Here is a 24,249-nt window from a genome sequence, read left to right on the forward strand (position 1 = left end):
GTCCATCGTGCCCACCACGACCACCCATCAGTCCCTGACGAGCGAGCCTGGCCCGGCGGCCACCCCGCCGACGACCGCAGCCCTGAGGGAGCGGTTCCGTCCGCTCTTCGACACCATCGCCGCCGGAGCGGCCCGCCGGGAGCAGGACCGCGTGCTGCCCTTCGACGAGGTCGCGGCCCTGAAGGAGGCGGGATTCGGCGCCCTGCGCATCCCCCGGGAGTACGGCGGATCGGGGGTGTCCCTACGGCAGCTCTTCACCCTCCTCACCGACCTGGCGGCGGCGGACTCGAATCTCACGCAGCTGTGGCGCGGCCACTTCGCCTACGTCGAGGGGACACTGCTCCAGCCGCCGTCGGCGCACCGGGACCGGTGGCTGTTCGACATCGCGGCGGGGACCATGGTCGGCAACGCCTCGAGCGAGCTCACCGGCACGTCGCTGCGGGACATCCGGACGGCCCTGACGTCCCCGGGCCCACCCGACGGCGCGTCGACGCTCACGGGCACCAAGTACTACAGCACCGGGAGCCTCTACGCCGACTGGATCGCCGGCAGCGCCGTGCACGACGGCGAGCGCGTCGGGTACGCGGTCCGGGCCACGGCCCCCGGCGTGGAGCGCATCGACGACTGGGACGGTTTCGGCCAGCGGCTCACCGGCAGCGGCACCACCCACTTCACGGAGGTGCGCGTGGACCCGCGGAACGTGCGCCCCTTCTCCCCCGACGCGCCGAGCCATGTCCACGCGTTCTTCCAGCTGGTGCTCGTCGCGTCGCTCGCCGGGATCGCCCGGGCCGCGGCCGACGATGCGGCAGACTTCGTCCGGCCCCGCACGCGGTCCTACATCAACGCGACCACGGCGCTGCCGCGCCAGGATCCGCAGGTACTGCAGGTGGTGGGCGAACTGGGCAGCCGCGCGTTCGCGGCCGAGGCCGTCGTCCTCGCGGCCGCCGACCACCTGGACACGGCCTACGAGCGGCTTCGGACCGCGATGCCCTGCGACGGGGTCGACGACGGGACCCCCGGGCGGCAGGCTGCCCGGGCGGCGGTGGACGAGGCCGACCTGGCGGTCAGCCGGGCGCAGCTCGTCGCCGTCGCCCAGTCACTGCTGGCGGCCACCGAGCTGTTCGAGGTCGGCGGGGCGTCGGCGACCTCGACGGGCCGGGCGCTCGACCGGCACTGGCGCAATGCGCGGACCATCGCCTCCCACAACCCCGCCATCTACAAGGCACGCTCGCTGGGCTACTGGGCGGTCCACGGGGAGCGCGAGCCGCAGCCGGCCGGTGTCTGAGCCGGAGCGGCGACGCCACGAGCGGGACCGGCTAGCGTGGGACCATGACGCACGAGTTCCGGTACGACGTCGACATCCTGCACCTGCTCGTCTCGCCGGACCACGCCTACTTCGGGCGTGCCCGGGACGGGGCAGCCGATGTGGCCACCGTCGATGCGGACCGCGCGGAGGTGGTGGCGGGTAAGGGCATCGCGGGCGACCGCTTCTTCGGAAAGGCCGCCCACATGGATGCCGCCGTGACGCTGTTCTCCATCGAGTCGCTCGAGGCCATCGCGGCGGAGCTCGGAGCGGCCCCCTTCGATCCACTGCTCCCGCGCCGCAACGTGGTCCTCAGGGGTGCCGAGCTCACCCCGCTGATCGGTGAGGACTTCACCCTCGAGAGTGCGGGCGGGAGCGTCTCCCTCCACGGCGGCCGGCACGCCCACCCCTGCGCCTGGATGGACCGCGTCCTGGCGCCGGGTGCCCATCGGGCCATGCGCGGCCGGGGTGGCCTCCGGTGCCGACCGCTGGACAGCGGAACCCTGTATCGGGGACCGGCCGTCCTGGTCAGCCCGGTGCCGCTGGACGCGGCCCGGGCACACATGGCGGCGGTGCGGAGTCCCTCCCGGCTGCCCTAGGGAAGGCCGCTGTCCTGCTTCCCAGGCACCCGGGTTGACCAGCGACCGATGCCGTTCACCCACGGGAGGTGATCCGGAAGCGCGCTCCGCCGTCGCACTCTGGGAAGGATCCGCCAGGAAAGGACCGGGCGTCGCAATTCCTCGCCGTCGCGCTGGAAGGGCGCCGGGGAAGGAGCGACCAGTGCCGGCACGCCCCGCCCGCAGCGTCACCGACCGGTCACGGACGATCGGCGACCTGACGATCAGCAGCCTCCCCGGATCGGCCGTCCCCGCCCTGCAGGCACGGGAACCCACGGGCCGGAGGCTCCAGGCCGTCATCCCCCTCGACGGGTCGATCACGCTGAGCGGGCCGGTGGGACCACTGCTCGCCCTCCCGCAGGGGGCGCTCGCCGTCGTTCAGGGTGACCTGCGTATCGCGGACGACGGCCGGGACCCCGCACTGATCCTCCTCCTGCGCCTGCCGGTGCACATCCTTGCGGCGCGGGGATTACGCCTGCGCGGCGGTGTGGCACGAGCCTGCCCGGGCAGCTCCCTCTTCGCGCCGCTCGGGGAGTTCGCGCACGCCCTGCTGCGGTCGGGTCCGGCCCTGCGGGATACGACGACGTCCAGGGCAACCGAGCGCAGCCTCGTGGAACTCCTGACGGGCGCCCTGCTCGAGTCCGACCCGCCGCGGACCGACGGCGCCGCACTCAGGGCGCTCCTCCGCGAGCGCGCCGTGGGCGTCGTCGACCGGCGGTTCGCGGATCCGTCGCTGCGCCCGGCAGGAATCGCGCGGGAACTGAACGTGTCACTGCGGCATCTCCAACGCAGTTTCGAGGGCTCCGGCACCACGCTGGCCCTCGAGATCAGGCGCGCCCGCAGCGAGTACGCCGCGCTCCTCCTGACCACCCTCACCGGTCCGGACCGCTCGGACCCGCGCATCGCCCTCCGCGCCGGCTTCTCCTCGGCCGATCAGCTGCGCACCGCCTTCGAAGGGCATTTCGGCGTGCCGATGGCGCACTACCGCCACGCGCGCGCCGCGGAGGTCCTCCCGGCCTCCGCCTGACGCGTCACGGCGGCGTCCCGATGGGGACGCGTGGGCCTGCCGGGGGTCCGGACCGTCGCAGCTCCGAGGGTGGGACGCCGAACCTCGCACGCACCCGCGAGCGCAGTTCGAAGGCGGACGAGAAACCTGACCGCCGGGCCACCTCGCTGACCGTGAGCTCACGCGAGGCGGGTGCGGTGAGCAGCACGAAGGCGTTCTCCGTCCGCCGGTTGCTGATCTCCGTGGCGATGGTCGTCCCGCTTCCCTCGAAGCAGCGCTGCAGGTGCCTCAGCGAGACGCCGACACCGGCCGCGATGGCCGCCGGTGTCAGCAGGGCATCGCTGAAGCGTTCATCGATGAGATCGATCGCCGCGCGCCGCACCCGGCGGCGCCGTTCCGGCCGTGGGTCCGCCTCCTCGTGCGCGTCGCCGTACACCGCGACCACCAGGTTCTCGAGGACGCGGGCCGCGACGACGTCGCTGACTGGACCGGTGTCCTCCGGCCCCTCCGCGAGGGAGGAAGCGAAGGCGGCGACAGGGCCGGCGAGTGCCCCACCCCGCTTCTCGCCCCGGCCAGCGCGGACCGGGACGCCACGCTCGCACAGCCTGGATGTGGTGACGAGCACATGGACCCAGCGCGTGGGGACCAGGCTCTCCAGGACGACGCCGAGCGGTTCCGCGAGCAGGACGGCCTCCCCCGGGTGGATGGCCAGAACGGACCCGTCCGGCACCCGTGCTTCTGCACGTCCGCGGACCAGGAAGCCGAGGTAGGTCATGCCCTGCAGCTCGGTCCCGATCACGGAGAGCCTGGGTGCCGACTGCGCTGTCGTCGCCACGGTCATGGCCCCGACGCGGCGGACCTTCCCCCCGTGGACCAGCTCCTCCCACACGGTGCCACCTCCCGTCGCGGTTCCACGACTCCGGCCAGCTTCTGCCACCTGCCAGACGGTGCCCACACCCCGCACGGGTGATCCGCGCCAGCACGGGAGCAAATCGGCGTCCGTCGATGATCAGCGCCCGAGGCGTCGGGACATACTGGGAGCCGGTCGGCTCGGCGAGCCGACCGGCCACGACCCATCGAGAAGAGCGATCGTCATGACAGACCGCAACAGGGCCAAGGGTACGACCGCGGCGAAGCCTGGGGGGCACCGGCTCACCGTGGGCCGGATCGTTGCAATCGCCCTTGCCGTTCTCGCCGTGATCTTCATCGCCCAGAACAGGCAGGACACGAGCGTCTCGCTGCTGTTCGTCACGGTGACGCTCCCCCTGTGGATCACGCTCACGTGTGCCACCGTCGTCGGCATCGCCGTGGGGTGGCTGCTCAACCGTCGGTCGGCCTAGTGACGTCCCTGGACGGCGGCGACCTCGACCTCCTCAACCCGGTTCGTACTGCCGACCCGCCCGGTGACGCGCCCTTCACCTCGACGGGCCGCCTTCCCTCCCGTCCGACAGTGACCGGTCTCCTGCGCGACGCCCATGCGACCTATGCCACGCTCGACGACGGCACGGTGGCCGACTACATCCCGTCGCTCGCCGCCGCTGATCCGGGCCGGTTCGGCATCAGCGTCTGCGGGGTGGACGGCACCTCGTTCTCAATCGGCGATGCACAGGACGCGTTCTCCATCCAATCGGTCTCGAAGGCCTTCACGTTCGCCCTGGTGTGCGGGGCCATCGGTCATACCACCGTCCGGGAGGCGGTCGGGGTGAACAACACGGGACTGGCGTTCGATTCGGTGATGGCGCTCGAACTCAACGGTGGCAGCCCCAGGAATCCGATGGTCAATGCCGGGGCGCTCGTCATGATCAGCCTCGTCCCAGGGGACTCCGCCGCCGCCAAGTGGCAGTTCCTCCAGGAAGGCATGTCCCGGTTCGCCGGCCGGCGGCTGCTGCTCGACGTCGAGGTCTACGAATCGGAGGCGGCGACCAACCACCGGAATCGTGCGCTCGCGGCCCTGCTCAGGAGCTATGGGCACATGTCATACGATCCCCTGCTCACCACGGACATCTACACCCGGCAGTGCTCGCTCCTCGTCTCGGCCAGGGATCTCGCCGTGATGGGCGCGACGCTGGCGGACGGCGGGGTCAATCCCCTGACGCACGAGCGGGTCGTCGACCCTTCCGTCTGCCGGGACACCCTCGCCGTCATGGCCGCCTCCGGCCTGTACCAGCGCTCGGGCGACTGGCTCTACGAGGTCGGGCTGCCGGGCAAAAGCGGCGTCTCCGGCGGCATCGTCACCGTGGCACCGGGCAAGGGCGGCCTGGCAGCCTACTCCCCGCGACTCGACGCGGCCGGTACCAGCATCCGGGGGCAGCACGCCATACGGAGCCTGTCCCGAAGCCTCGGCCTCGATCTCTTCGCGTCCGCTCCGGTAGCCGGCCCGGCAGCCTCGGGTACACCGTCCGAACGCACCACCTGAACGCACCACCTGAGCCTCCACGTCACCGGTGCCGGGAAGCACATGGGCGTCAGCCACTAGGCTGATGCCATGCCCCGCAGCGCCTCCCTCCGCCCCGCCGACCCGTCGTCGTCCCGGCCGGCACCTGCCCGCAGGACTTCGATCGTCTGGGGAGTCGCCGACGTCGTCCTCATCCTCGTCTTCGCGGCGTCCGGACGCCGCACGCACGAGCACGGCGTCACCGTCGCCGGCGTGCTCGACACCGCCTGGCCGTTCCTCCTCGCCTACGCCGTCGCGACCGTGGCCGTCCGCGCGTGGCGGGCGCCGGGCGCACCCTGGCCCATCGGGGTGGTCCTGTGGCTGGTGACGGTCGCCGGCGGCCTGGCGGTGCGGGCGCTGTCGGGCGGCGGGGTCGCGCTCAGCTTCCAGATCGTCACGCTGATCGTCCTCGGTGCGTTCCTGCTGCTCCCGCGCATCGTCCTCCGCGCGGTCCGGCGCCGCCGCCGGCCGGTAGCGTAGGTCCGATTCCCCTTCCTGTCCCGAAAGGCATGCCATGATCACCGCATTCGTCCTCATCCAGACCGACGCCTCCCGCATCCCCGAGAGCGCACAGGCGATCTCGGAGATCGCCGGCATCAGCGAGGTGTACTCGGTGACGGGCGAGTGGGACCTCATCGCCATCGCACGCGTGAGCCGCCACGAGGACCTGGCCGACGTCATCGCCGACCGCCTCTCCAAGATCGAGGGCATCCGCTCCACGACGACGCAGATCGCCTTCCGCTCCTACTCCCAGCACGACCTCGACGCAGCCTTCAGCCTGGGGTTCGACAGCTAGGAGCCAACCGCGGCGCCCGGCACGACGGTCAGTACGAGCGGCTGACCTCGACCCAGCGCTCCAGCACGGCCGCAGCGGCACCGGAATCGATCGATGTCCGCGCACGCTCCATGCCCGCCGTGATGCGGTCCACGAGGCTTCCCTCCGCGGCCGGGTCCAGCGCCACGAGGCCGGCGGCGGCGTTGAGCACGACGGCGTCCCGGACGGGCCCGGTCAGGCCGCCCAGCACCGACCGGACGACCGCCGCGTTCCCCGCGGCGTCGGTGCCGCGCAGCGCGTCGACGGGGACGACCTCGAGCCCGAAGTCCCCGGGGTGCACCTCGTGGGCCTCCACCTGCCCGTCGCGGACCTCCCACACAGTGGAGGACCCGCTGGTGGTCAGCTTGTCCCTGCCGTCGTCGCCCCGGAAGACGAGGGCGCGGATCCCCCTCGCCGCGAGGACGCCCGCCATCAGGGGCGCCATCCTCGCGTCCGCACACCCGAGCGCCTGCGCGCTGACGCCGGCCGGGTTGCTCAGCGGCCCCAGGAAGTTGAAGGCCGTGGGGACACCCAGCTCCCGCCGCGGCACCGCCACGTGCTTCATGGACGGGTGGAAGACCTGCGCGAAGCAGAACGTGATCCCGGCCCGTTCGGCCGTCCTGGCGACGTCCGCCGGTGGCAGATCGAGGCGGACCCCGAGTTCCTCGATCACGTCCGCCGCGCCGGATGCGGACGAGGCGCCCCGGTTCCCGTGCTTGACGACCCTCGCGCCCGCACCCACGGCCACCAGCGAGGACATCGTCGAGATGTTGAGCGTGCCCAGTCCATCACCGCCGGTCCCGACGATGTCCAGCGTGGGACCGTCCACCCGGATCCGGTGGGCCCTGCCGAGCATCGCCTCGACGAGCCCGGCGAGCTCGTCGACGGATTCCCCCTTGGCACGCAACGCGATCAGGAAGCCTGCGATCTGGGCATGACTCGCCTCACCCGCCATGATCGTGTCCATCGCCCAGCGGCTCTGTCCCACACTCAGATCCGCCCTCGCGAGGAGGGACGAGAAGATCGACGGCCAGGTGGGCTGCACCGCGGCAGGGCTCGTTGTCGGGATCACCGTCCAAGATTATCTACGAATTGTAGAAAGTCATCCCGGGGAACTTCCGCGGAATCACGGGCGTAACACGTCCCCCGCCCCGCCACGGCCCTCGCGACGGCCGTTTCGCGTTGGTGATCGCGCTGATCTTGGGGACATAATGAGTCTGTGACATCTGCGACCCAAGCCCCCAGCGCCGCCCCGCATCCCGCTCTGAACCGCCCCAACATGGTCTCCGTCGGAACCGTGGTGTGGCTGTCCAGCGAGTTGATGTTCTTCGCCGGCCTCTTTGCCATGTACTTCACCCTGCGCTCCACCTCGGGCGAGATGTGGGCGATGGAGACCGAGAAGCTGAACGTCCCGTTCGCGCTCGTGAACACCGTCATCCTGGTGTCGAGCTCGTTCAGCTGCCAGTTCGGCGTGTTCGCCGCGGAGCGCCTCCAGCCCCGCAGGACGGGCGGGCTCTTCCAGTTCTCCCGCTGGGGCATGGTCGAGTGGTTCCTGCTCACGTTCCTCCTGGGCGCGATCTTCGTCTCGGTGCAGGCGTACGAGTACGCCGAGCTGGTCGCGGAAGGCGTCGCCCTGAGCTCCAACGCCTTCGGATCGGCCTTCTACATCACCACCGGCTTCCACGGGATCCACGTGGTGGGCGGCCTCGTCGCCTTCCTGCTGATCATCGGCCGCGCATTCATCGCCCGCCAGTTCGGGCACTTCGAAGCCACCTCCGCCATCGTCACGTCCTACTACTGGCACTTCGTCGACGTGGTCTGGATCGGCCTGTTCATCATCATCTACTTCCTCCAGTGACTCCTCCTGTAGGCTCTTCTACTAGAGGTAGAATTCACTGAAGAATCTCCGCAGCGCTCGCATCGAAAAAGGCAGGAACCACCCCGTGAAGGCACTCTCCCAGAGGCGGCGTCACCCACTCGCAGCGTTGGCGCTGCTCCTGATGGCACTCCTCCTCACCGGCGGAATCTACGCCGCAGCCAGTACCGCCAACGAGGCGCAGGCTCAGACCACGACCTTTACTGCCGACGACGTCGAAGAGGGCAGCAAGCTGTTCTCGGCGAACTGTGCCTCGTGCCACGGCATGGGCGCCACGGGGTCGGACGCCGCACCGTCGCTCATCGGCGTCGGCGCAGCCTCCGTCGACTTCCAGGTCGGCACGGGGCGCATGCCCATGCAGATGGACGGCCCCCAGGCGCAGGCCAAGCCGGTCCAGTTCACCGAGGAGCAGATCAGCCAGATGGCCGCGTACGTGGCCTCGCTCGGCGCCGGTCCCTCGATCCCCTCCGAGGAGATCCTCGACGCGTCCGAGGGCGACCCCGCCCACGGTGGGGAGCTGTTCCGGGTGAACTGCGCGATGTGCCACAACGCTGCAGCCGCCGGTGGCGCCCTGACCCGCGGCAAGTACGCCCCGTCCCTCGACGGCGTCAGCGAGAAGCACATCTACGAAGCCATGGTCACCGGCCCGCAGAACATGCCGGTCTTCAGCGACGCCAATGTGAGCCCCGAGGACAAGCAGGACATCATCGCCTTCCTGAAGACGATCGAGGAGCAGGGCTCCCCGGGCGGAGCGGATCTGGGCTCGCTCGGACCGGTCTCCGAAGGCCTGTTCATCTGGGTCGCCGGGCTCGGCGTCATCATCGCGTTCACCGTGTGGCTCACGTCGCGCTCCTCCTGACCATCCGGGAGCGCCGCGTGAACGAATCAATTACAGACTCGCAGTACCTAATGAAAGATAAGAGGGATCATGGCCGACTCTAGTCACGGCGCTCCCGGAAGCTCGGTCACCGTTGCGACGCCAGGGCGGGCGCTGGACGAGTTCGAGAACCCGGGCCTTCCGCCCCACCGCCCGCGCCTCGCGGACCGGGATCCGCGTGCCGAGAAGCGTGCCGAACGCCAGGTCGCCCTGCTGTTCTTCATCTCCGTCCTCGGGACGCTGCTGTTCTTCGCGGGGTACTTCCTCGTACCGCTCGACGAGACCATCGCGCGGCTGCGGCTCCAGAACCTGATGCTCGGTCTGGGGACCGCTTTCGCGATGCTGGGCATCGGCGTCGGGATCGTCCACTGGGCCAAAACACTCATGCCGGACCACGAGGTCACGGAGCAGCGTCACGAGATCCGTCCGGAGCAGGACCGCCGCGACGCCGAGAAGATCGTCAACGACATCCTCGACGAGTCAGGCATCAAGCGGCGTCCCCTCATCCGGAACACCCTCCTGGGGGCCGCTCTCCTTGCTCCGCTCCCGGCGATCGTCATCTTCCGCGACCTGGGCCCCCTCCCGGGGAACGTGCTGAGGCAGACCATGTGGGACACGGGTGTCCGCCTGACCCGCGATCCCAGCGGCACGCCGATCCGCGCGTCGGACGTGACCATCGGTTCGGCATTCCACGTCATCCCCGAAGGACTGAACGAGGCAGAGCACAAGCTCGAGGAGAAGGCCAAGGCCGTCGTCCTCCTCATGCGCCTCGATCCCGAAGAGCTCAACCCCTCCCCCGGGCGCGAGAACTGGGCGTACGACGGCATCGTCGCGTACTCCAAGATCTGCACCCACGTCGGCTGCCCCGTGGCACTGTACGAGCAGCAGACGCACCACCTGCTGTGCCCCTGCCACCAGTCCACCTTCGACCTCGAACAAGAGTGCAAGGTGATCTTCGGTCCGGCTGCGCGTCCGCTGCCACAGCTACCGATCGAGGTCGACGACGAGGGCTACCTCGTCGCGTCCAGCGATTTCCAAGAACCCGTAGGACCTAGTTTCTGGGAGCGAGGCTGACATGAGCAGCTCAACCGCGGCACAACCCTATGCGCCGAAGACACGCACGGGTAAGGTCACCGACTACGTCGACTCACGGGTCGGCGGCTCCGGAATCGTCAAGGAGTTCGGGCGGAAGATCTTCCCGGACCACTGGACCTTCATGTTCGGCGAGGTGGCACTGTACACGTTCGTCATCCTGCTGCTCACCGGCACGTTCCTCACCTTCTTCTACGATCCCTCGATGGCCGAGACGCACTACGAGGGCAGTTACCTGCCCCTCCGCGGCGTCGAGATGTCCGTCGCCTACGCATCCTCGCTGGATATCTCCTTCGACGTCCGTGGCGGGCTCCTGATGCGCCAGATCCACCACTGGTCGGCCCTGCTCTTCGTCGCCTCGGTCGCGGTGCACATGCTGCGCGTGTTCTTCACCGGGGCCTTCCGCCGCCCGCGCGAGTTCAACTGGGTCGTCGGCTGCACCCTGCTCATCCTCAGCCTGGCTGCCGGCTTCACGGGGTACTCCCTCCCCGACGATCTGCTCTCCGGCAACGGGCTGCGCATCATCGACGGCGTCATGAAGGCCATCCCCGTGGTCGGAACCTACCTGAGCTTCTTCCTCTTCGGAGGGGAATTCCCGGGCACCATGATCATCGGCCGACTCTATGTGCTGCACATCCTCCTGATCCCGGCGGTCATCCTGCTGCTGATCGGTATCCACCTGTTCATGGTGGTGCTGCACAAGCACTCGCAGTTCCCCGGCCCCGGCCGGACGAACACGAATGTCGTCGGCTACCCCGTCGGCCCCGTGTACGCCGCGAAGGCCGGTGGATTCTTCTTCATCGTGTTCGGTGTCCTCGCCGCGATCTCCGCAGCGTTCACGATCAACCCGATCTGGAACTACGGCCCGTACGACCCCTCCCCCGTGTCCGCCGGTACCCAGCCCGACTGGTACATCGGCTGGGTGGACGGCGCGCTGCGCCTCATGCCCGGGACGCTCGGTGACAACTTCGACTTCGAGTTCCTGCTCCCCTTCCCCTGGGGCGTCAACACGCTGTCCCTGAACGTCCTGATCCCCGCCCTTGTCCCCGCCATGATCGTGTTCACCGCGATGTTCGCCTGGCCGTGGGTCGAAGCCTGGGTCACGAAGGACAAGCGGGAGCACCACCTGCTCGACCGTCCCCGCAATGCCCCGACCCGCACCGCGATCGGCGTCGCAGGAGTCACGTTCTACTGCGTCATGTGGGCGGCCGCGAGCTCCGACCTCATCGCCACGCACTTCATGGTGTCGCTGAACGACGTCACGTACTGGCTGCGCTTCCTCGTGATCTTCGGTCCGATCCTCGCGTTCATGGCGTCACGGCGGATCTCCCTCGCGCTGCAGCGCAAGGACCGCGAGATCGCCCTCCACGGCCGCGAGACCGGACGCATCGTGCGCCTGCCGCACGGCGAGTTCATCGAGGTCCACGAACCGGTGGACGACTACAAGCGGTACAAGCTGACCGCCTTCGAGTCGCCCGAGGTCACGGTGCCGAAGCCGGACGAGAACGGCAAGATCTCGCTCCTGGACAAGGCCCATGGCCGTGTGTCCCGCTTCTTCTTCGAGGACCGTGTGGCACCGGTGACGCCGAAGGAACTCGAGGCGTCGCACGGAGATCACCACGGCGAGGTCGCCGGCGCGAAGGACCGCGAGTCCATCGCCAGTCACTAGCGGCCAACCCCCGGCAGGCTGACAGAAGGACCCGGACGTCACCGTCCGGGTCCTTCTGCGTTCCCGTGGGCTTCCTGGAGCGTGCGCCCCAGCGGCTCAGGACGGCCGGCTGGGGCTAGTGAAGGCGTTGGGCGCTGTAGGCGCGCGGCGTGCGGACGCCGGGGCGCTGCAGGGGCACCCACAGCTTGTACCGGTCGGCGCGGTAGTAGGAAACGGAGTAGTCGACCATGGTGCGGGCCACGTACGCGTGCCGCTGGATCCTCAGCAGGGGCGCGTTCATCTCCACGTTGAGCAGGCGCGCGATCGACGGCGAGGCGGCCGTCGCCTCGATGGTGTCCTCGCCCCACTCCATGACCAGCCCGTACTTCTCGCTCAGGACGTTGTAGAGAGACGTGGGTGGAGGATCGTCCAGGATACCCGGCACGCGGTGGGACGGGATGAAGTTCTCGTCGACGCTCATGGGCTCACCGTCGGCGAGGAGCTGGCGTCGAAAGCGCACCACGGGCTGCCCGATCTCGATCCGGAGTTCCCGCGCAACGAGGGGCGAGGCCCCCTGCTGCTCGAAGCTGAGGACCCGCGCGTCGGGGACCATCCCCCGGCGGATCATCTCCTCGGTGTAGGACGTCATCTTCATGTGCAGATCCATCTTGCTGCGCGCGACGAAGGTGCCGAGACCCACGACGCGCTCCAGCACCTCCTCGGCGACGAGGGCGTCGATGGCGTGACGGACCGTCATCCGCGCGACCCCGTAGTAGCTGCCGAGAGCCCGTTCGGACGGTATCCCCGCTCCGGGTTCACCGAACCGGCGGATGTAGCGCCTGAGGCTCTCGCGCAGCTGCACATGCTTCGGTGTTGCTGATGCGTCGTCGAGCGGTTCGGCGTCGAAGCGTCGCGGCACCACGGCCATACATTCCATCTCCTGTGATCGGGGCGTCGGACGGCACTACGACTGTACGACGCCAGACGAACGAAAGGGAGCCCGCACATGGCGGGCTCCCTTTCGGATTACGGGGGTTCGGATCAGTGGGCGTGGTACCCGCGGCTGTATTCGTATACCCAGCCGACCAGGGCGATCACGGCGAGCCCCATGCCGATGTAGAGGATCCAGAAGCCGACCGCCAGGCCGGCGAAACTGGTCGCGGCGGACAGGCCGAGCACCAGGGGCCACCAGCTCCACGGGCTGAAGTGCCCCTGCTCGCCGGAACCCTCGTGGATCTCCGCGTCGAGTCGGTCCTCCGGGCGGTCGCCCACGCGCTTGCCGGTGAAGCCGAGATAGAAACCGATCATCCCGGAGAGGCCGGCCGTGAGGTACAGACCGAGGAACCCGACCGGCTCCATCCATTCGACCATGAACCCGTACACCGTGCCCACCAGCAGGAAGAACGGCGTCAGGTAGGTGAAGAGCTTCGTCTCGATCCTCATGCGTCAGCGTCCTCTCGGTCAGCGGCACCCATGAAGCTGGCGGCACTGTCATCGGGGGTGTGCGTCTGCTGCAGCTCGGGGTGGTGCAGGTCGAGTGCGGGGCGCTCGGACCGGATGCGCGGCAGTGAGGTGAAGTTGTGACGCGGCGGTGGGCATGACGTCGCCCACTCCAGCGAGGCGCCGAAGCCCCACGGGTCGTCGACCTCGACCTTCTTGCCGGTCCGCCAGGTGATGTACACGTTCCAGAAGAACGGGATCAGCGAGGCGCCGAGCACGAAGGAGCCGATGGTGGAGAACTGGTTCATCGCCGTGAAGCCGTCCTCCGGCAGGTAGTCCGCGTAGCGGCGGGGCATGCCCTCGACGCCGAGCCAGTGCTGGATGAGGAACGTGGCGTGGAAGCCGAGGAACAGCATCCAGAAGTGGATCTTGCCGAGGCGCTCGTTGAGCATCTTGCCGGTGAATTTGGGCCACCAGAAGTAGAAGCCCGCGAACATCGCGAACACGACGGTCCCGAAGACCACGTAGTGGAAGTGCGCGACCACGAAGTAGGTGTCGGAGACGTGGAAGTCCAGCGGCGGTGACGCCAGGATGATGCCCGTGAGCCCTCCGAAGAGGAACGTCACGAGGAAGCCGAGGCTCCACAGCATCGGCGTCTCGAACGTGATGGACCCGCGCCACATGGTGCCGATCCAGTTGAAGAACTTCACGCCGGTGGGTACCGCGATGAGCATGGTCATGAAGGCGAAGAACGGGAGCAGCACGGCGCCGGTGACGTACATGTGGTGCGCCCACACGGTCACGGAGAGTGCCGCGATGGCGATCGTCGCGTAGACGATGCCCTTGTAGCCGAAGATCGGCTTGCGACTGAAGACCGGGAAGATCTCGGAGACGATGCCGAAGAACGGCAGCGCGATGATGTACACCTCGGGATGGCCGAAGAACCAGAAGAGGTGCTGCCAGAGGATGGCTCCACCGGCCTCCGGGTCGAAGATGTGGGCGCCGAAGCGACGGTCGGCGCCGAGCGCGAACAGCGCGGCGGCGAGCGGCGGGAAGGCCATCAGGACGAGGATGGAGGTGATCAGTGCGTTCCAGGTGAAGATGGGCATGCGCCACATGGTCATGCCCGGGGCGCGCATGCAGATGATCGTGGTGATGAAGTTGACGGCACCGAGGATGGTGCCGAAGCCCGACAGCGCGAGACCGAAGACCCACAGGTCTCCACCCACGCCCGGCGAGAACGTCGTGCTGGACAGCGGCGCGTAGGCGAACCAGCCGAACGACGCGGCACCCTGCGGGGTGATGAAGCCGGAGACGGCGATCGTGCTGCCAAAGAGGAAGAACCAGAAAGCCAGGGCGTTCAGGCGGGGGAAGGCGACGTCGGGGGCGCCGATCTGGAGCGGCATGATGACGTTCGTGAAGCCCGCGAACAGCGGGGTCGCGAACATCAGGAGCATCACGGTGCCGTGCATCGTGAACAGCTGGTTGTACTGTTCCTTCGTCTGCAGGACCTGCATACCCGGCTCGAACAGCTCCGCCCGGATGATGAGGGCCATGACGCCGGCGAAGCAGAAGAACACGAAGGACGCGATCAGGTACATGTACCCGATGGTCTTGTGGTCGGTCGAGGTGATCCAGTTGACGACGATGCGTCCCTTGGACCTCGGAACTACACGCGGAGCCGCGACGGTGCCGGCTTCCTCAAGGGTGTATTCGAAGGTGGACATCAGCTGCTGCTCCTGGCTGGGTCGGTATCGGGATCGTCCTCGGGATAGGAATCACGGTCGTACTCGTCGCCGAGCTGGCCGTCCTCGAGCTGCGCCATCCGCGCGTCGAACTCCTCCTGCGAGACGACCTCCACGTTGAAGAGCATCTCCGAGTGGTACTGGCCGCACAGCTCGGCGCACTTGCCGGCGAACACCCCCTCCTTCGTCGGAGTGAGGTTGATGTAGTTGGTGCGGCCCGGGTACAGGTCGCGCTTCATCAGGAATCCGGGGACGAAGAACGAGTGCTGCACGTCGCGTGCGTTGAGCTGGAGCTCGACGGACTGGTTGACGGGCAGGTACAGGGTCGGCAGGTTCTCGGGTACGCCCTCTTCACCGTTCAGGTTCCCCTGGACGCCCGTGGAGTACTTGTCTTCCTTGACGTAGTTGAAGTCCCACGACCACTGCTTGCCGCGGACGTCCACGATGACGTCGGGATCCTCGACGCGGGCGTCGATGGTCGCGATGTCGCGCTCCGTGAAGTAGAAGAACACGAGGACCATGAACAGCGGGATGGTCAAGTAGAAGATCTCGAGCGGCAGGTTGTAGCTGATCTGCCGGGGGTACCCGGTGTCGTTCTTGCGGCGACGGTACGCGACCATGCACCAGATGATCAGGCCCCACGTGATGATGCCGACGACCATGGCCGCGATCCACGAGTTGACCCACAGATCGGTGATGGCCCCGGTGTGGTTGGTGTTGTCCCGGTCTGCCGGAAGCCAGCCCCTTTGGGCTTCTGCCGAACAGCCGGTCAGTAGGAGGGCGCCGACCAGCGAGATGCTGGAGATCTTCGTGATCCTGACGCGCTTGCTACCGGTTCGGTCCTGCGAAATCACAGACGGACCTTCCTTTTCTACGTGCGTTGCCACCCGCCCGTGAAGCGGCCCGGGGTGCACATCCAGTTTTACTACTCACTGTAGAGCTTACCCGGAAGACCCGCGATCCGGTGACACGCAAAAGGCCCGGAACACACCTCGTCGGTGACGTTCCGGGCCCTGTCGGCGTGCTAGTGGAAGGAGTCCCCGCAGGCGCAGGATCCGCCCGCGTTGGGGTTGTCGATGGTGAAGCCCTGCTTCGAGATGGTGTCCTCGAAATCGATCGATGCGCCCGACAGATACGGGACGCTCATCTTGTCCACGATGACCTCGACGCCGTCGAAGTCGCGGACCGCGTCACCGTCGAGGACACGCTCGTCGAAGTACAGCTGGTAGATCAGGCCGGAGCAGCCGCCGGGCTGGACCGCGACGCGCAACCTGAGGTCGGTCCGGCCTTCCTGCTCGAGGAGGCTGCGCACCTTCCCTGCCGCGACGTCGGACAGGTTGACCTCGTGCGCCGTGAGTTCCGCGGAATCCTGGACGGATCCGGTGTCGGTGGTCGATGTGCTCATGGTGTTTCTCCTCGCTCGGACCCCACCGTGGTGTGTCCGCTCTCAGTGCCGTCCGCGGTATGGCGCGCACGGCTTTCCTTCATCGTACGCCGGGCCCGCACCAGTGATAACGGACGGCGGGGCGGAAACATTTCCGCCCCGCCGCGTTCTTCACCGTTCAGCTGCGGGTGAGTCCGCCGTCGTTGATGCGGGCGAGGAGGATCGCCTCGGCCAGGACCGCCTTCCGGAACTCGTCGAGGTGCAGTGATTCGTTCGCGCTGTGCGCACGGGAGTCCGGGTCCTCCACGCCGGTGATGAGGATCTGCGCGGACGGGAACAGCTCGGTGAGGTCGGCGATGAAGGGGATCGAGCCACCCATGCCCGCCTCCACGGCCTGGACGCCCCAGGCCTCCTCGAGCGCCGACAGGGCGAGCCGGGATGCGGGTTCCGTGGTGTCCGTCCGGAAGGGGCTTCCCGTCTCCCCCGGCGTGAACGTCACCCGGGCGCCGAACGGTGCGTGGGCTTCGATGTGGGCCCGGACGGCCTCCATCGCGGCCCGGGGGTCCTGTCCGGGGGCGAGCCGCAGGCTGAACTTGGCGCGGGCCCGCGGAAGGAGCGTGTTGGAGGACAGTGCGACGGACGGGATGTCCATTCCGATGATGGACAGTGCGGGCTTGTGCCACAGGCGGGAGGCGATGGACCCGGTCCCGGCGAGGCGTACGCCGTCGAGCACCGAGGCATCCGCCCGGAAGTCGTCCTCGTCGTAGTCCACGTCCGCGTGGTCCCCGCCGTGCAGGCCCGCGATGGCGACGTCGCCGGCGTCGTCGTGCAGTGTCGCGATCAGCCGGGACAGGAGCGTCGGGGCGTCCAGCACGGGGCCGCCGAACATGCCCGAGTGGACGGCGTGGTCGAGGACCTGCACCTCGATGGTGCCGTCCACGAGTCCCCGCAGGCTCGTGGTCAGGGCGGGCACGCCCACCTTCCAGTTGCTGGAGTCCGCGACCACGATGACGTCGGCCTGGAGGTCGTCCCGATAGGTCTCGAGGAAGGACCGGAAGGTCGGCGAACCGGCTTCCTCCTCCCCCTCGATGAACAGGGTCACGCCCACGCCGAAGGCGTCGCCGAGCACTTCGGTGAGCGCCCCGAACGCGCCGATGTGCGCCATGATGCCCGCCTTGTCGTCGGCCGCGCCGCGGCCGTACAGCCGGCCGTCGCGCTCCGTCGCGACGAACGGCTCGGACTCCCAGAGCGCCGGGTCCCCGGGCGGCTGCACGTCGTGGTGGGCGTAGAGGAGGACGGTCGGCTGCCCGTCGGCCGCGGCGCGGCGGGCGACGACGGCGGGACCGCCCGGCGTGCCGTCGTTGTCGACGCGCAGGATGCGGACGTCGTCGATCCCCACGCCGCGGATCAGGTCCGCGACCGCCTCGGCGCTGCGGTCGAGCTCGTGGGCGTCGAATGCGTCCCAGGCGATGCCCTGGATGGCGACGAGGCTCGAGAGCTGCTCGACGATGCGGGGAAAGGACGCGTCGACGCTGGCGCGGAGCCGGTCGCCGACACGCGGGGAATCGTGCGGGTGGTCGGTCGGGGTGTTCACGGAAGTCATGCCAGAACCCTACACACGCCGCACCCGGAGGTCGGAGGCCGGCGCCCCGCCGGGAGCGGTGGTCGGGGCTCGGCCTCCGGCGGGCGCGGACCCGGTATCCTGAAGGGGTGTTCGGACGAAACAAAGAAGCCCCCTCTGCCCAGGAAGCCGTTGACAGCGCTTCAAACACCCCCGAGGCGCAGCGCGCGCAGCGAAAGGGCGCGCCCACGCCCAAGCGCAGCGTGCAGGAGGCCGCCCGCAAGCGGCCCCTCGTGCCCAATGACCGGAAGGCGGCGCGCGACCAGAGCCGCACCACGGTGCGGGACGAGCGCGCGAGGATGCGGCGGGCGCTCGACACCGACGACGAGCGCTACCTCCCCCTGCGCGACAAGGGCCCGAACCGCCGGTACATCCGCCAGTTCGTCGACGCCCGGGTGAACATCGGCGAGTTCCTCATGATCGCCGCACTCGTGTTCGTGATCCTCAGCTTCTTCCAGTCCCTCGCCGTGCAGAGTGCGGTGCTGATGGCGTTCTGGGTCCTGATCGTCGCGGTGATCGTGGACTGTGTCCTGCTGCGCCGCAAGCTGAAGAAGAAGCTGACCGAGAAGTTCGGGTCCCCCAACCAGGGCGACCTCTGGTACGGCGTCACCCGCGCCCTGCAGCTCCGGCGCCTCCGCCTGCCCAAGCCGCAGGTCCGCCGGGGCCAGTACCCCGCCTGACCGTTCGACACGCACCGTGCAGGTGCGGTGCACCACCGAGAGCCGGGCCCGCGGGCCCGGCTCTCTCGCGTCCACCGCAGCTCAGGCCGGTGAGGTGCGCCGGGCCCGCAGCAGTCCGCGATTGATCCTGCGCGCCCAGAACGGACCCTCATAGAGGAACGCCGTGTACCCCTGGACCAGCGTGGCACCTGCCTCGAGCCGCTCCAGGACGTCGTCGGGCGTCTCGACGCCGCCCACGGAGACGATGGCCAGGTGGTCGCCCACGGCGGACCGGAGCCGGGTGAGGACCTCCAGCGAGCGTGCCTTCAGGGGCGCCCCGCTGAGGCCGCCGACGCCCATGGCCATCACGGTGGCGGGGTCGGTGGCGAGATTCTCGCGCGTGATGGTGGTGTTGGTGGCGACGATCCCGTCGAGGCCGAGGTCCAGGGCGAGGGCGCCGACGTCGTCGAGGTCCTGGTCCGTGAGGTCGGGGGCGATCTTGACGAGGAGCGGCACATGCCGACCCGCCGCGCTGTCCGCCGTGCTGCGCACCGCCTCGAGCAGCGGGCGGAGCGATTCGACGCTCTGCAGCAGCCTGAGCCCCGGCGTGTTCGGCGAGGACACGTTGACCACGAGGTAGTCGGCCACGGGGGCGAGCTGCTCGGTACTCACGAGGTAGTCGGCGACGGCGTCGGCGATGTCGACCTTCTTGGTCTTGCCGATGTTCACGCCGACCACCGGCCGCTGCTGTCCGCCGGAGCGGCGCGTCAGCCGCTGTCGGGCCGCCCGGAGGCGGGGAGCGGCGGCGACGGCGCCGTCGTTGTTGAAGCCCATCCGGTTGATGACGGCCCGGTCCTCGACGAGCCGGAACAGGCGCGGCGCAGGGTTGCCCGGCTGGGCCCGGCCGGTGATGGTGCCGATCTCCACGTGGCCGAATCCCAGCGCGGTGAGGGCGAGCACTCCCCTGCCGCCCTTGTCGAAGCCCGCGGCGAGTCCGAACGGCGAGGGGAACTCCACGCCGAAGGCGGTGGTGGCGAGGCTCGGGTCGGGCGCGCAGAGACGGCGCAGGGCCCAGCCGACCGGTGTGAGGTCGACCGCCCGGATCAGGGCGAAACCGATCCTGTGGGCCCGTTCGGCGTCCATCCCGGAGAAGACGATCCTGAAGAAGGTCGGGTAGAAGCGCATGGCACCAGAGTTCCACGCTGCCCCGGCGGGCGCCAACTCGACAGGAGGACCCGGCGCCCGGCGGGGCGCGCCGGTAGGGTCGGGGCATGGACGAGAGCTGGTCGGTGGACATCCTGGGCGATCCCTTCCGCGCACTGACCCTCCCGCTCGAGCCCGACGACGAGGGCGCGCGGGTGGCGACCCTCGTGGCGTACGAGCCGGAGGCGTCGCCCGGTGCCCGCAGCGGACCATCGAGCCCCACCCGGGCCGTGCTCTACATCCACGGTTTCAGCGACTACTTCTTCCACGCCGAGCTCGCCGAAGCGCTCTCCGCGCGGGGCTGGGCGTTCTTCGCGCTGGACCTGCACAACTACGGCCGCAGCCTGCTGCCGGGCCAGACACCCGGCTTCGCCCTGTCCCTCGAGGAGTACGACCCCGACATCGAGGCGGCACTGGCCGCGCTGCGGGCGCGGCTGGCGGCGCGCGCGGGAACCGGGATCGACCCGGAGGTCGTCCTGATGGCGCACTCCACCGGCGGGCTCACCGCGACGCTGTGGGCGGCCCGCAACCCGGGGAGGATCGCGGCGCTCGTCCTCAACAGTCCGTGGCTCGACACCCAGGGCAGTACCCTGCTGCGCACCGCCGCGCAGGGCCTCCTGGAGACCCTCTCGCGCCGTCGGCCGAAGGCACGGCTGCGCCTTCCCGCACTGGGGTTCTACTTCAGGAGCATCAGCGACACGCTCGACGGCGAATGGCGGATCGACCCGGTCTGGCGGCCCGAGACGGGCTTCCCCATCCGGGCCGGGTGGCTCGCGGCGGTCCTGGCGGGCCACAGGGCCCTGGCCCGGGGCGTCACGGTGGATGTTCCGGTCCTGGTCCTGTGCTCCACGGCGTCGGTGATCGGCGCCACCTGGAACGAGTCGATGCTGGAGTCCGACATCATCCTCGACGTGGTGCCGATGGTACGCCGGGCGGCGGAACTCGGGCACGACGTCACCATCCGGCGCCTGCCCGGCGCACTGCACGACGTCTTCCTGTCCCGACCCGAGGTCCGCGGCGCCGCGGTCCGGGCGGCCGCCGGGTGGATGGACGCGCGGGTCCCCGTGGGGTACCGGACGCCGGGGCGGCCCCTTCCCGGCTGACACCGCCGACGCGTCAGGAGGACACCCGGTCCGCCGCCTGGTCCACCGCTCCGCCGTACCGGCGGTCGCGCGCGGCGTACTCCTCGATGGCTCGCCACAGGGTGCGGCGGTCGACGTCCGGCCACAGCGTGTTCATGAAGACCATCTCCGCGTAGGCGGACTGCCACAGCATGAAGTTCGACAACCGCTGCTCACCCGAGGTGCGCAGGAACAGGTCGACGTCGGGGAGGTCCGGCTCGTCGAGGTAGCGCTGCACGGTCTTCTCGCTCACCGACGAGGCCTTCAGGGTGCCGGCCGCGACGTCCTCGGCGATGGCCCGCGCGGCGTCGGCGATCTCCGCGCGTCCGCCGTAGTTGACGCACATCGTCAGGGTGCAGGTCGTATTGCCCGCGGTGTGCCGCTCGGCCTCCTCCAGTTCGCGGATGACCGACTGCCACAGCTTCGGCCGGCGCCCCGACCACCGGATCCGGACCCCCCACGCGTCGAGCTGGTCGCGCTGGCGCCTCAGAACGTCCTTGTTGAACCCCATCAGGAACCGCACTTCCTCGGGGGACCTCTTCCAGTTCTCGGTGCTGAAGGCATACACGGAGACGTGGCGGACGCCGATCTCGATCGCGCCGGCCATGACGTCGAGCAGGGCCGCCTCCCCGGCCTTGTGCCCCTCGGTGCGGGGCAGGCCGCGCTCGTTGGCCCAGCGGCCGTTGCCGTCCATGACGATCGCCACGTGGTCGGGGACGAACTGGCGCGGGATGGACGGTGCCTGCTCACCGCTCGGGTGGGGCCACGGCGCCACGGGTCGGGCCGGGTTCTTCATACACGCTCCACATGTTTGAGGGAGGCGACCCCGCGTTCGAGGTGCCATTGCAGGAAGGCGGCGATGAGACCGGCGGCCTCGCGCCGCGCGCCGGCCTCCGACGCGTCCGCGACCGACCAGTCGCCCGTGAGCAGCGCGCCGAGCAGCTCCATGGTCGCGGGCGCCGGCGAGGCCGAGCCGGGCGGCCGACAGGCCGCGCAGACCGCGCCACCGAGCGGCGCGGAGAAGGCCGAGTGGGGGCCCGGTGCACCGCAGCGGGCGCAGTCCGTGAAGCTCGGGGCCCACCCCGCCGTCGCCAGGGCGCGCAGCAGGTAGGAATCGAGGATGAGCTCCGAGGGGTGCAGGTCGCGGCTCAGGGCGGAGAACGCCCCGGCGACGAGCGCGTACTGCGCCCCTCCTGCCTCTCCGAGGTCCGTGAGGCGTTCGGCGGTCTCGGCGATGGCGGTGGCGGCGGTGTAGCGGCCGTAGTCCGAGGCGATGCCGTGGCCGTAGGCGCCCTTCGTCTGGGCCTGGGTGACGACGTCGAGGTTCCGTCCGTGCGCGAGCAGGAGATCCACGGCCATGAACGGTTCCAGCCGGGAACCGAACTTGCTGCTGGTCCGGCGGACGCCCTTGGCGACGGCACGGACCTGCCCGTGCTCCCGCGTCAGGAGGACGATGATGCGATCCGCCTCACCGAGCTTGTAGGTGCGCAGAACGACACCTTCGGTGCGGTAGGTGCGTGATGCTGACGAGGAGGGCACTGGACCATTCTTCCACCTGCCACCCCCGCAGGTCCGCTCGGCGCGGGACGGCGGGGGCGGCAGGTCGGGGCCGGACGGGGTTCAGGCGGCGTCGCGGATGGCCCGGTTGACCGCCGAGACGACGGCCTTCAGCGCGGCCATCGTGGTGTTCGCGTCGATACCGACGCCCCACAGCACGCGTTCACCGACGGCGCACTCCACGTAGGCGGCGGCACGCGCGTTGCCGCCCGAGGACAGGGCGTGCTCGGTGTAGTCGAGGACACGGACGTCCACGCCGTCCTGGCCGAGGATGGTGAGCAGGGCATCGATGGGACCGTTGCCCTGGGAAGCCTTCCGCTGCTGCACGCCGTCGACCAGGAGCGTCGCGACCAGCTTGAACGAGCCGTCCTCCGCCGTATCCGTGTTGACCGAGGTGAGCTCGTAGTGGCCCCAGGCCTCCGAGCCACCCTCGGTGCGCGTGGGCAGGTACTCGTCCTGGAACACCGACCACAGCTGCGCACCGCTGACCTCGCCGCCCTGGGTCTCCGTACGGCGCTGGATGACACCGGAGAACTCGATCTGCGCGCGGCGCGGCAGGTCGAGGCTGTGCTCGTTCTTGAGCAGGTAGGCCACCCCGCCCTTGCCCGACTGCGAATTCACCCGGATGACGGCCTCGTAGGACCGGCCGATGTCCTTGGGGTCGATCGGCAGGTACGGGACGGCCCACGGGAGGTCGTCGACACCGACGCCGGCGTCGGCGGCGTCGCGCTCCATGCTCTCGAAGCCCTTCTTGATGGCGTCCTGGTGGGAGCCGGAGAAGGCCGTGAACACGAGGTCGCCGCCGTAGGGGGACCGCTCGGGCACGCTGAGCTGGTTGCAGTACTCGGCGGTGCGCCGGATGCCGTCCATGTCGGAGAAATCGATCTCCGGGTCGATGCCCTGGCTGAACAGGTTCATGCCGAGCGTCACCAGGTCCACATTGCCGGTCCGCTCGCCGTTGCCGAACAGGCACCCCTCGATGCGGTCGGCGCCGGCCAGGTACCCGAGTTCCGCCGCGGCCACCCCGGTGCCGCGGTCGTTGTGGGGATGCAGCGACAGGATGATGCTGTCCCGGTCCGTGAGGTTGCGGCTCATCCATTCGATGGAGTCCGCGTACACGTTCGGCGTCGCCATCTCCACGGTGGCGGGCAGGTTCAGGATCACCTGCCGGTCGGCGGAGGCCTCGAACACCGCTGAGACCTCGTTGCTGATGCGTGCGGCGAACTCGAGCTCGGTCCCCGTGAAGGATTCCGGGGAGTACTCGTAGGTGATCGCCGTGCTGCCCATGTTCTCCTCGAACTTGCGGCACAGCCGGGCGCCTTGGAGGGCGAGGTCGATGATGCCGTCCTGGTCCTGGTTGAACACCACGCGCCGCTGCAGCACCGAGGTGGAGTTGTAGAGGTGCACGATCGCACGGTCCGCCCCCTCGAGGGACGCGTAGGTCCGCTCGATCAGGTGTTCGCGCGACTGCGTCAGGACCTGGATGGTGACGTCGTCGGGGATGCGGTCCCCCTCGACGAGCTGGCGGACGAAGTCGAAATCGGTCTGCGACGCCGACGGGAAGCCGACCTCGATCTCCTTGAAGCCCATCCGGACGAGCAGATCGAACATCTTGTGCTTGCGTTCGGGGTTCATCGGGTCGATCAGGGCCTGGTTCCCGTCGCGGAGGTCGACGGCACACCAGCGGGGCGCCTTCGTGATCACGCGGTCCGGCCAGGTGCGGTCGGGCAGTTCGACGGTGATCTGGTCCTGGAAGGGGCGGTACTTGCCGAACGGCATACCGGAGGTCTTCTGTGCGTTTCGCATGGGGAAATCGGCCCTGTCTATGGGAACTGAGTGTGTCGGCGGCCGG

General features: G+C 69.2%; 25 protein-coding genes. 13 read left to right on the forward strand and 12 right to left on the reverse strand.

Going from position 1 to position 24,249, the window contains the following annotated elements; genetic code table 11:
• Positions 1 to 7: 7 nt before the first annotated feature.
• From CXQ92_RS02720 to CXQ92_RS02730, 3 genes are all read left to right on the forward strand, one after another.
• Positions 8 to 1,285: an acyl-CoA dehydrogenase family protein gene (locus CXQ92_RS02720; RefSeq protein ID WP_219815674.1), complete on the forward strand. Its 1,278-nt coding sequence runs from the start codon at positions 8 to 10 to the stop codon at positions 1,283 to 1,285.
• A gap of 44 nt (positions 1,286 to 1,329) precedes the next feature.
• A complete protein-coding gene (locus CXQ92_RS02725; RefSeq protein ID WP_104165071.1) occupies positions 1,330 to 1,902 on the forward strand; it encodes an MOSC domain-containing protein in 573 nt (190 codons plus the stop codon).
• 181 nt (positions 1,903 to 2,083) lie between these two features.
• On the forward strand, positions 2,084 to 2,947 hold the full coding sequence (locus CXQ92_RS02730) for a helix-turn-helix domain-containing protein (protein WP_181033531.1): 864 nt from the start codon (positions 2,084 to 2,086) through the stop codon (positions 2,945 to 2,947).
• A 4-nt stretch (positions 2,948 to 2,951) separates the two neighbouring features.
• Here CXQ92_RS02730 and CXQ92_RS02735 read toward each other — a convergent pair whose 3' ends face one another.
• The gene (locus tag CXQ92_RS02735) at positions 2,952 to 3,815 is read right to left on the reverse strand and encodes a helix-turn-helix transcriptional regulator (protein WP_104165075.1); all 864 of its coding nucleotides are present in this window, start codon (positions 3,813 to 3,815) and stop codon (positions 2,952 to 2,954) included.
• 205 nt (positions 3,816 to 4,020) lie between these two features.
• Between CXQ92_RS02735 and CXQ92_RS02740 the strand changes: the two genes are divergently transcribed.
• The 4 genes from CXQ92_RS02740 to CXQ92_RS02755 all read left to right on the forward strand — a co-directional run bounded on the left by CXQ92_RS02740 (position 4,021) and on the right by CXQ92_RS02755 (position 6,156).
• Complete coding sequence (locus CXQ92_RS02740; protein WP_104165077.1) at positions 4,021 to 4,266, forward strand: LapA family protein; 246 nt, start codon at positions 4,021 to 4,023, stop codon at positions 4,264 to 4,266.
• Positions 4,266 to 5,342: a glutaminase A gene (gene glsA, locus CXQ92_RS02745; RefSeq protein ID WP_258069677.1), complete on the forward strand. Its 1,077-nt coding sequence runs from the start codon at positions 4,266 to 4,268 to the stop codon at positions 5,340 to 5,342. Before CXQ92_RS02740 ends, glsA begins: the two co-directional genes overlap by 1 nt.
• A gap of 69 nt (positions 5,343 to 5,411) precedes the next feature.
• Positions 5,412 to 5,840, forward strand: a complete 429-nt coding sequence (locus tag CXQ92_RS02750) for a DUF3054 domain-containing protein (RefSeq protein WP_104165079.1) — start codon at positions 5,412 to 5,414, stop codon at positions 5,838 to 5,840.
• A 34-nt stretch (positions 5,841 to 5,874) separates the two neighbouring features.
• Positions 5,875 to 6,156, forward strand: a complete 282-nt coding sequence (locus tag CXQ92_RS02755; RefSeq protein WP_104165081.1) for an Lrp/AsnC family transcriptional regulator — start codon at positions 5,875 to 5,877, stop codon at positions 6,154 to 6,156.
• 28 nt (positions 6,157 to 6,184) lie between these two features.
• On the opposite strand, the gene trpD is transcribed toward CXQ92_RS02755, so the two are convergent.
• The gene (gene trpD / locus CXQ92_RS02760; RefSeq protein WP_181033532.1) at positions 6,185 to 7,246 is read right to left on the reverse strand and encodes an anthranilate phosphoribosyltransferase; all 1,062 of its coding nucleotides are present in this window, start codon (positions 7,244 to 7,246) and stop codon (positions 6,185 to 6,187) included.
• A 147-nt stretch (positions 7,247 to 7,393) separates the two neighbouring features.
• On the opposite strand from trpD, the gene CXQ92_RS02765 reads away from it, so the two are divergent.
• The 4 genes from CXQ92_RS02765 to CXQ92_RS02780 all read left to right on the forward strand — a co-directional run bounded on the left by CXQ92_RS02765 (position 7,394) and on the right by CXQ92_RS02780 (position 11,688).
• Positions 7,394 to 8,032, forward strand: coding sequence for a heme-copper oxidase subunit III (locus CXQ92_RS02765; RefSeq protein ID WP_104165083.1), 639 nt, complete (start codon positions 7,394 to 7,396; stop codon positions 8,030 to 8,032).
• A gap of 85 nt (positions 8,033 to 8,117) precedes the next feature.
• Positions 8,118 to 8,909: a c-type cytochrome gene (locus CXQ92_RS02770; protein WP_104165085.1), complete on the forward strand. Its 792-nt coding sequence runs from the start codon at positions 8,118 to 8,120 to the stop codon at positions 8,907 to 8,909.
• Positions 8,910 to 8,978: 69 nt separating this feature from the next.
• Positions 8,979 to 10,001: a ubiquinol-cytochrome c reductase iron-sulfur subunit gene (locus CXQ92_RS02775; RefSeq protein ID WP_104165087.1), complete on the forward strand. Its 1,023-nt coding sequence runs from the start codon at positions 8,979 to 8,981 to the stop codon at positions 9,999 to 10,001.
• Position 10,002: 1 nt separating this feature from the next.
• Positions 10,003 to 11,688: a ubiquinol-cytochrome c reductase cytochrome b subunit gene (locus CXQ92_RS02780; protein WP_104165089.1), complete on the forward strand. Its 1,686-nt coding sequence runs from the start codon at positions 10,003 to 10,005 to the stop codon at positions 11,686 to 11,688.
• Positions 11,689 to 11,803: 115 nt separating this feature from the next.
• Here CXQ92_RS02780 and CXQ92_RS02785 read toward each other — a convergent pair whose 3' ends face one another.
• The 6 genes from CXQ92_RS02785 to CXQ92_RS02810 all read right to left on the reverse strand — a co-directional run bounded on the left by CXQ92_RS02785 (position 11,804) and on the right by CXQ92_RS02810 (position 17,839).
• On the reverse strand, positions 11,804 to 12,595 hold the full coding sequence (locus CXQ92_RS02785) for a GntR family transcriptional regulator (protein WP_104165091.1): 792 nt from the start codon (positions 12,593 to 12,595) through the stop codon (positions 11,804 to 11,806).
• A gap of 113 nt (positions 12,596 to 12,708) precedes the next feature.
• On the reverse strand, positions 12,709 to 13,110 hold the full coding sequence (locus CXQ92_RS02790; RefSeq protein ID WP_104165093.1) for a cytochrome c oxidase subunit 4: 402 nt from the start codon (positions 13,108 to 13,110) through the stop codon (positions 12,709 to 12,711).
• Positions 13,107 to 14,834: a cytochrome c oxidase subunit I gene (gene ctaD, locus CXQ92_RS02795; RefSeq protein ID WP_104165095.1), complete on the reverse strand. Its 1,728-nt coding sequence runs from the start codon at positions 14,832 to 14,834 to the stop codon at positions 13,107 to 13,109. The genes CXQ92_RS02790 and ctaD overlap by 4 nt, the downstream gene beginning before the upstream one ends.
• The gene (gene coxB / locus CXQ92_RS02800; RefSeq protein WP_104165097.1) at positions 14,834 to 15,706 is read right to left on the reverse strand and encodes a cytochrome c oxidase subunit II; all 873 of its coding nucleotides are present in this window, start codon (positions 15,704 to 15,706) and stop codon (positions 14,834 to 14,836) included. The genes ctaD and coxB overlap by 1 nt, the downstream gene beginning before the upstream one ends.
• A 170-nt stretch (positions 15,707 to 15,876) precedes the next feature.
• Positions 15,877 to 16,257 (reverse strand): iron-sulfur cluster assembly accessory protein, encoded by a 381-nt coding sequence (locus CXQ92_RS02805; RefSeq protein ID WP_104165099.1) that lies wholly within the window; start codon positions 16,255 to 16,257, stop codon positions 15,877 to 15,879.
• Positions 16,258 to 16,414: 157 nt separating this feature from the next.
• On the reverse strand, positions 16,415 to 17,839 hold the full coding sequence (locus CXQ92_RS02810; RefSeq protein ID WP_104165101.1) for a dipeptidase: 1,425 nt from the start codon (positions 17,837 to 17,839) through the stop codon (positions 16,415 to 16,417).
• A 107-nt stretch (positions 17,840 to 17,946) separates the two neighbouring features.
• Between CXQ92_RS02810 and CXQ92_RS02815 the strand changes: the two genes are divergently transcribed.
• Entirely contained in the window at positions 17,947 to 18,537 is a 591-nt protein-coding gene (locus tag CXQ92_RS02815; RefSeq protein ID WP_104165103.1) for a DUF3043 domain-containing protein, read from the forward strand.
• Between the two features lie 81 nt (positions 18,538 to 18,618).
• Here CXQ92_RS02815 and CXQ92_RS02820 read toward each other — a convergent pair whose 3' ends face one another.
• A complete protein-coding gene (locus CXQ92_RS02820; protein ID WP_104165105.1) occupies positions 18,619 to 19,701 on the reverse strand; it encodes a quinone-dependent dihydroorotate dehydrogenase in 1,083 nt (360 codons plus the stop codon).
• 86 nt (positions 19,702 to 19,787) lie between these two features.
• On the opposite strand from CXQ92_RS02820, the gene CXQ92_RS02825 reads away from it, so the two are divergent.
• On the forward strand, positions 19,788 to 20,822 hold the full coding sequence (locus CXQ92_RS02825; RefSeq protein WP_104165106.1) for an alpha/beta hydrolase: 1,035 nt from the start codon (positions 19,788 to 19,790) through the stop codon (positions 20,820 to 20,822).
• Between the two features lie 13 nt (positions 20,823 to 20,835).
• Here CXQ92_RS02825 and CXQ92_RS02830 read toward each other — a convergent pair whose 3' ends face one another.
• From CXQ92_RS02830 to leuA, 3 genes are all read right to left on the reverse strand, one after another.
• On the reverse strand, positions 20,836 to 21,636 hold the full coding sequence (locus CXQ92_RS02830) for an isoprenyl transferase (RefSeq protein WP_104165108.1): 801 nt from the start codon (positions 21,634 to 21,636) through the stop codon (positions 20,836 to 20,838).
• The gene (gene recO, locus CXQ92_RS02835) at positions 21,633 to 22,379 is read right to left on the reverse strand and encodes a DNA repair protein RecO (protein ID WP_104165110.1); all 747 of its coding nucleotides are present in this window, start codon (positions 22,377 to 22,379) and stop codon (positions 21,633 to 21,635) included. Before recO ends, CXQ92_RS02830 begins: the two co-directional genes overlap by 4 nt.
• 81 nt (positions 22,380 to 22,460) lie before the next feature.
• Positions 22,461 to 24,203: a 2-isopropylmalate synthase gene (leuA, locus tag CXQ92_RS02840; protein WP_104165112.1), complete on the reverse strand. Its 1,743-nt coding sequence runs from the start codon at positions 24,201 to 24,203 to the stop codon at positions 22,461 to 22,463.
• Positions 24,204 to 24,249: the final 46 nt, after the last annotated feature.

Source organism: Arthrobacter sp. SX1312 (assembly GCF_002929295.1).
Taxonomy (GTDB): domain Bacteria; phylum Actinomycetota; class Actinomycetes; order Actinomycetales; family Micrococcaceae; genus Arthrobacter_D.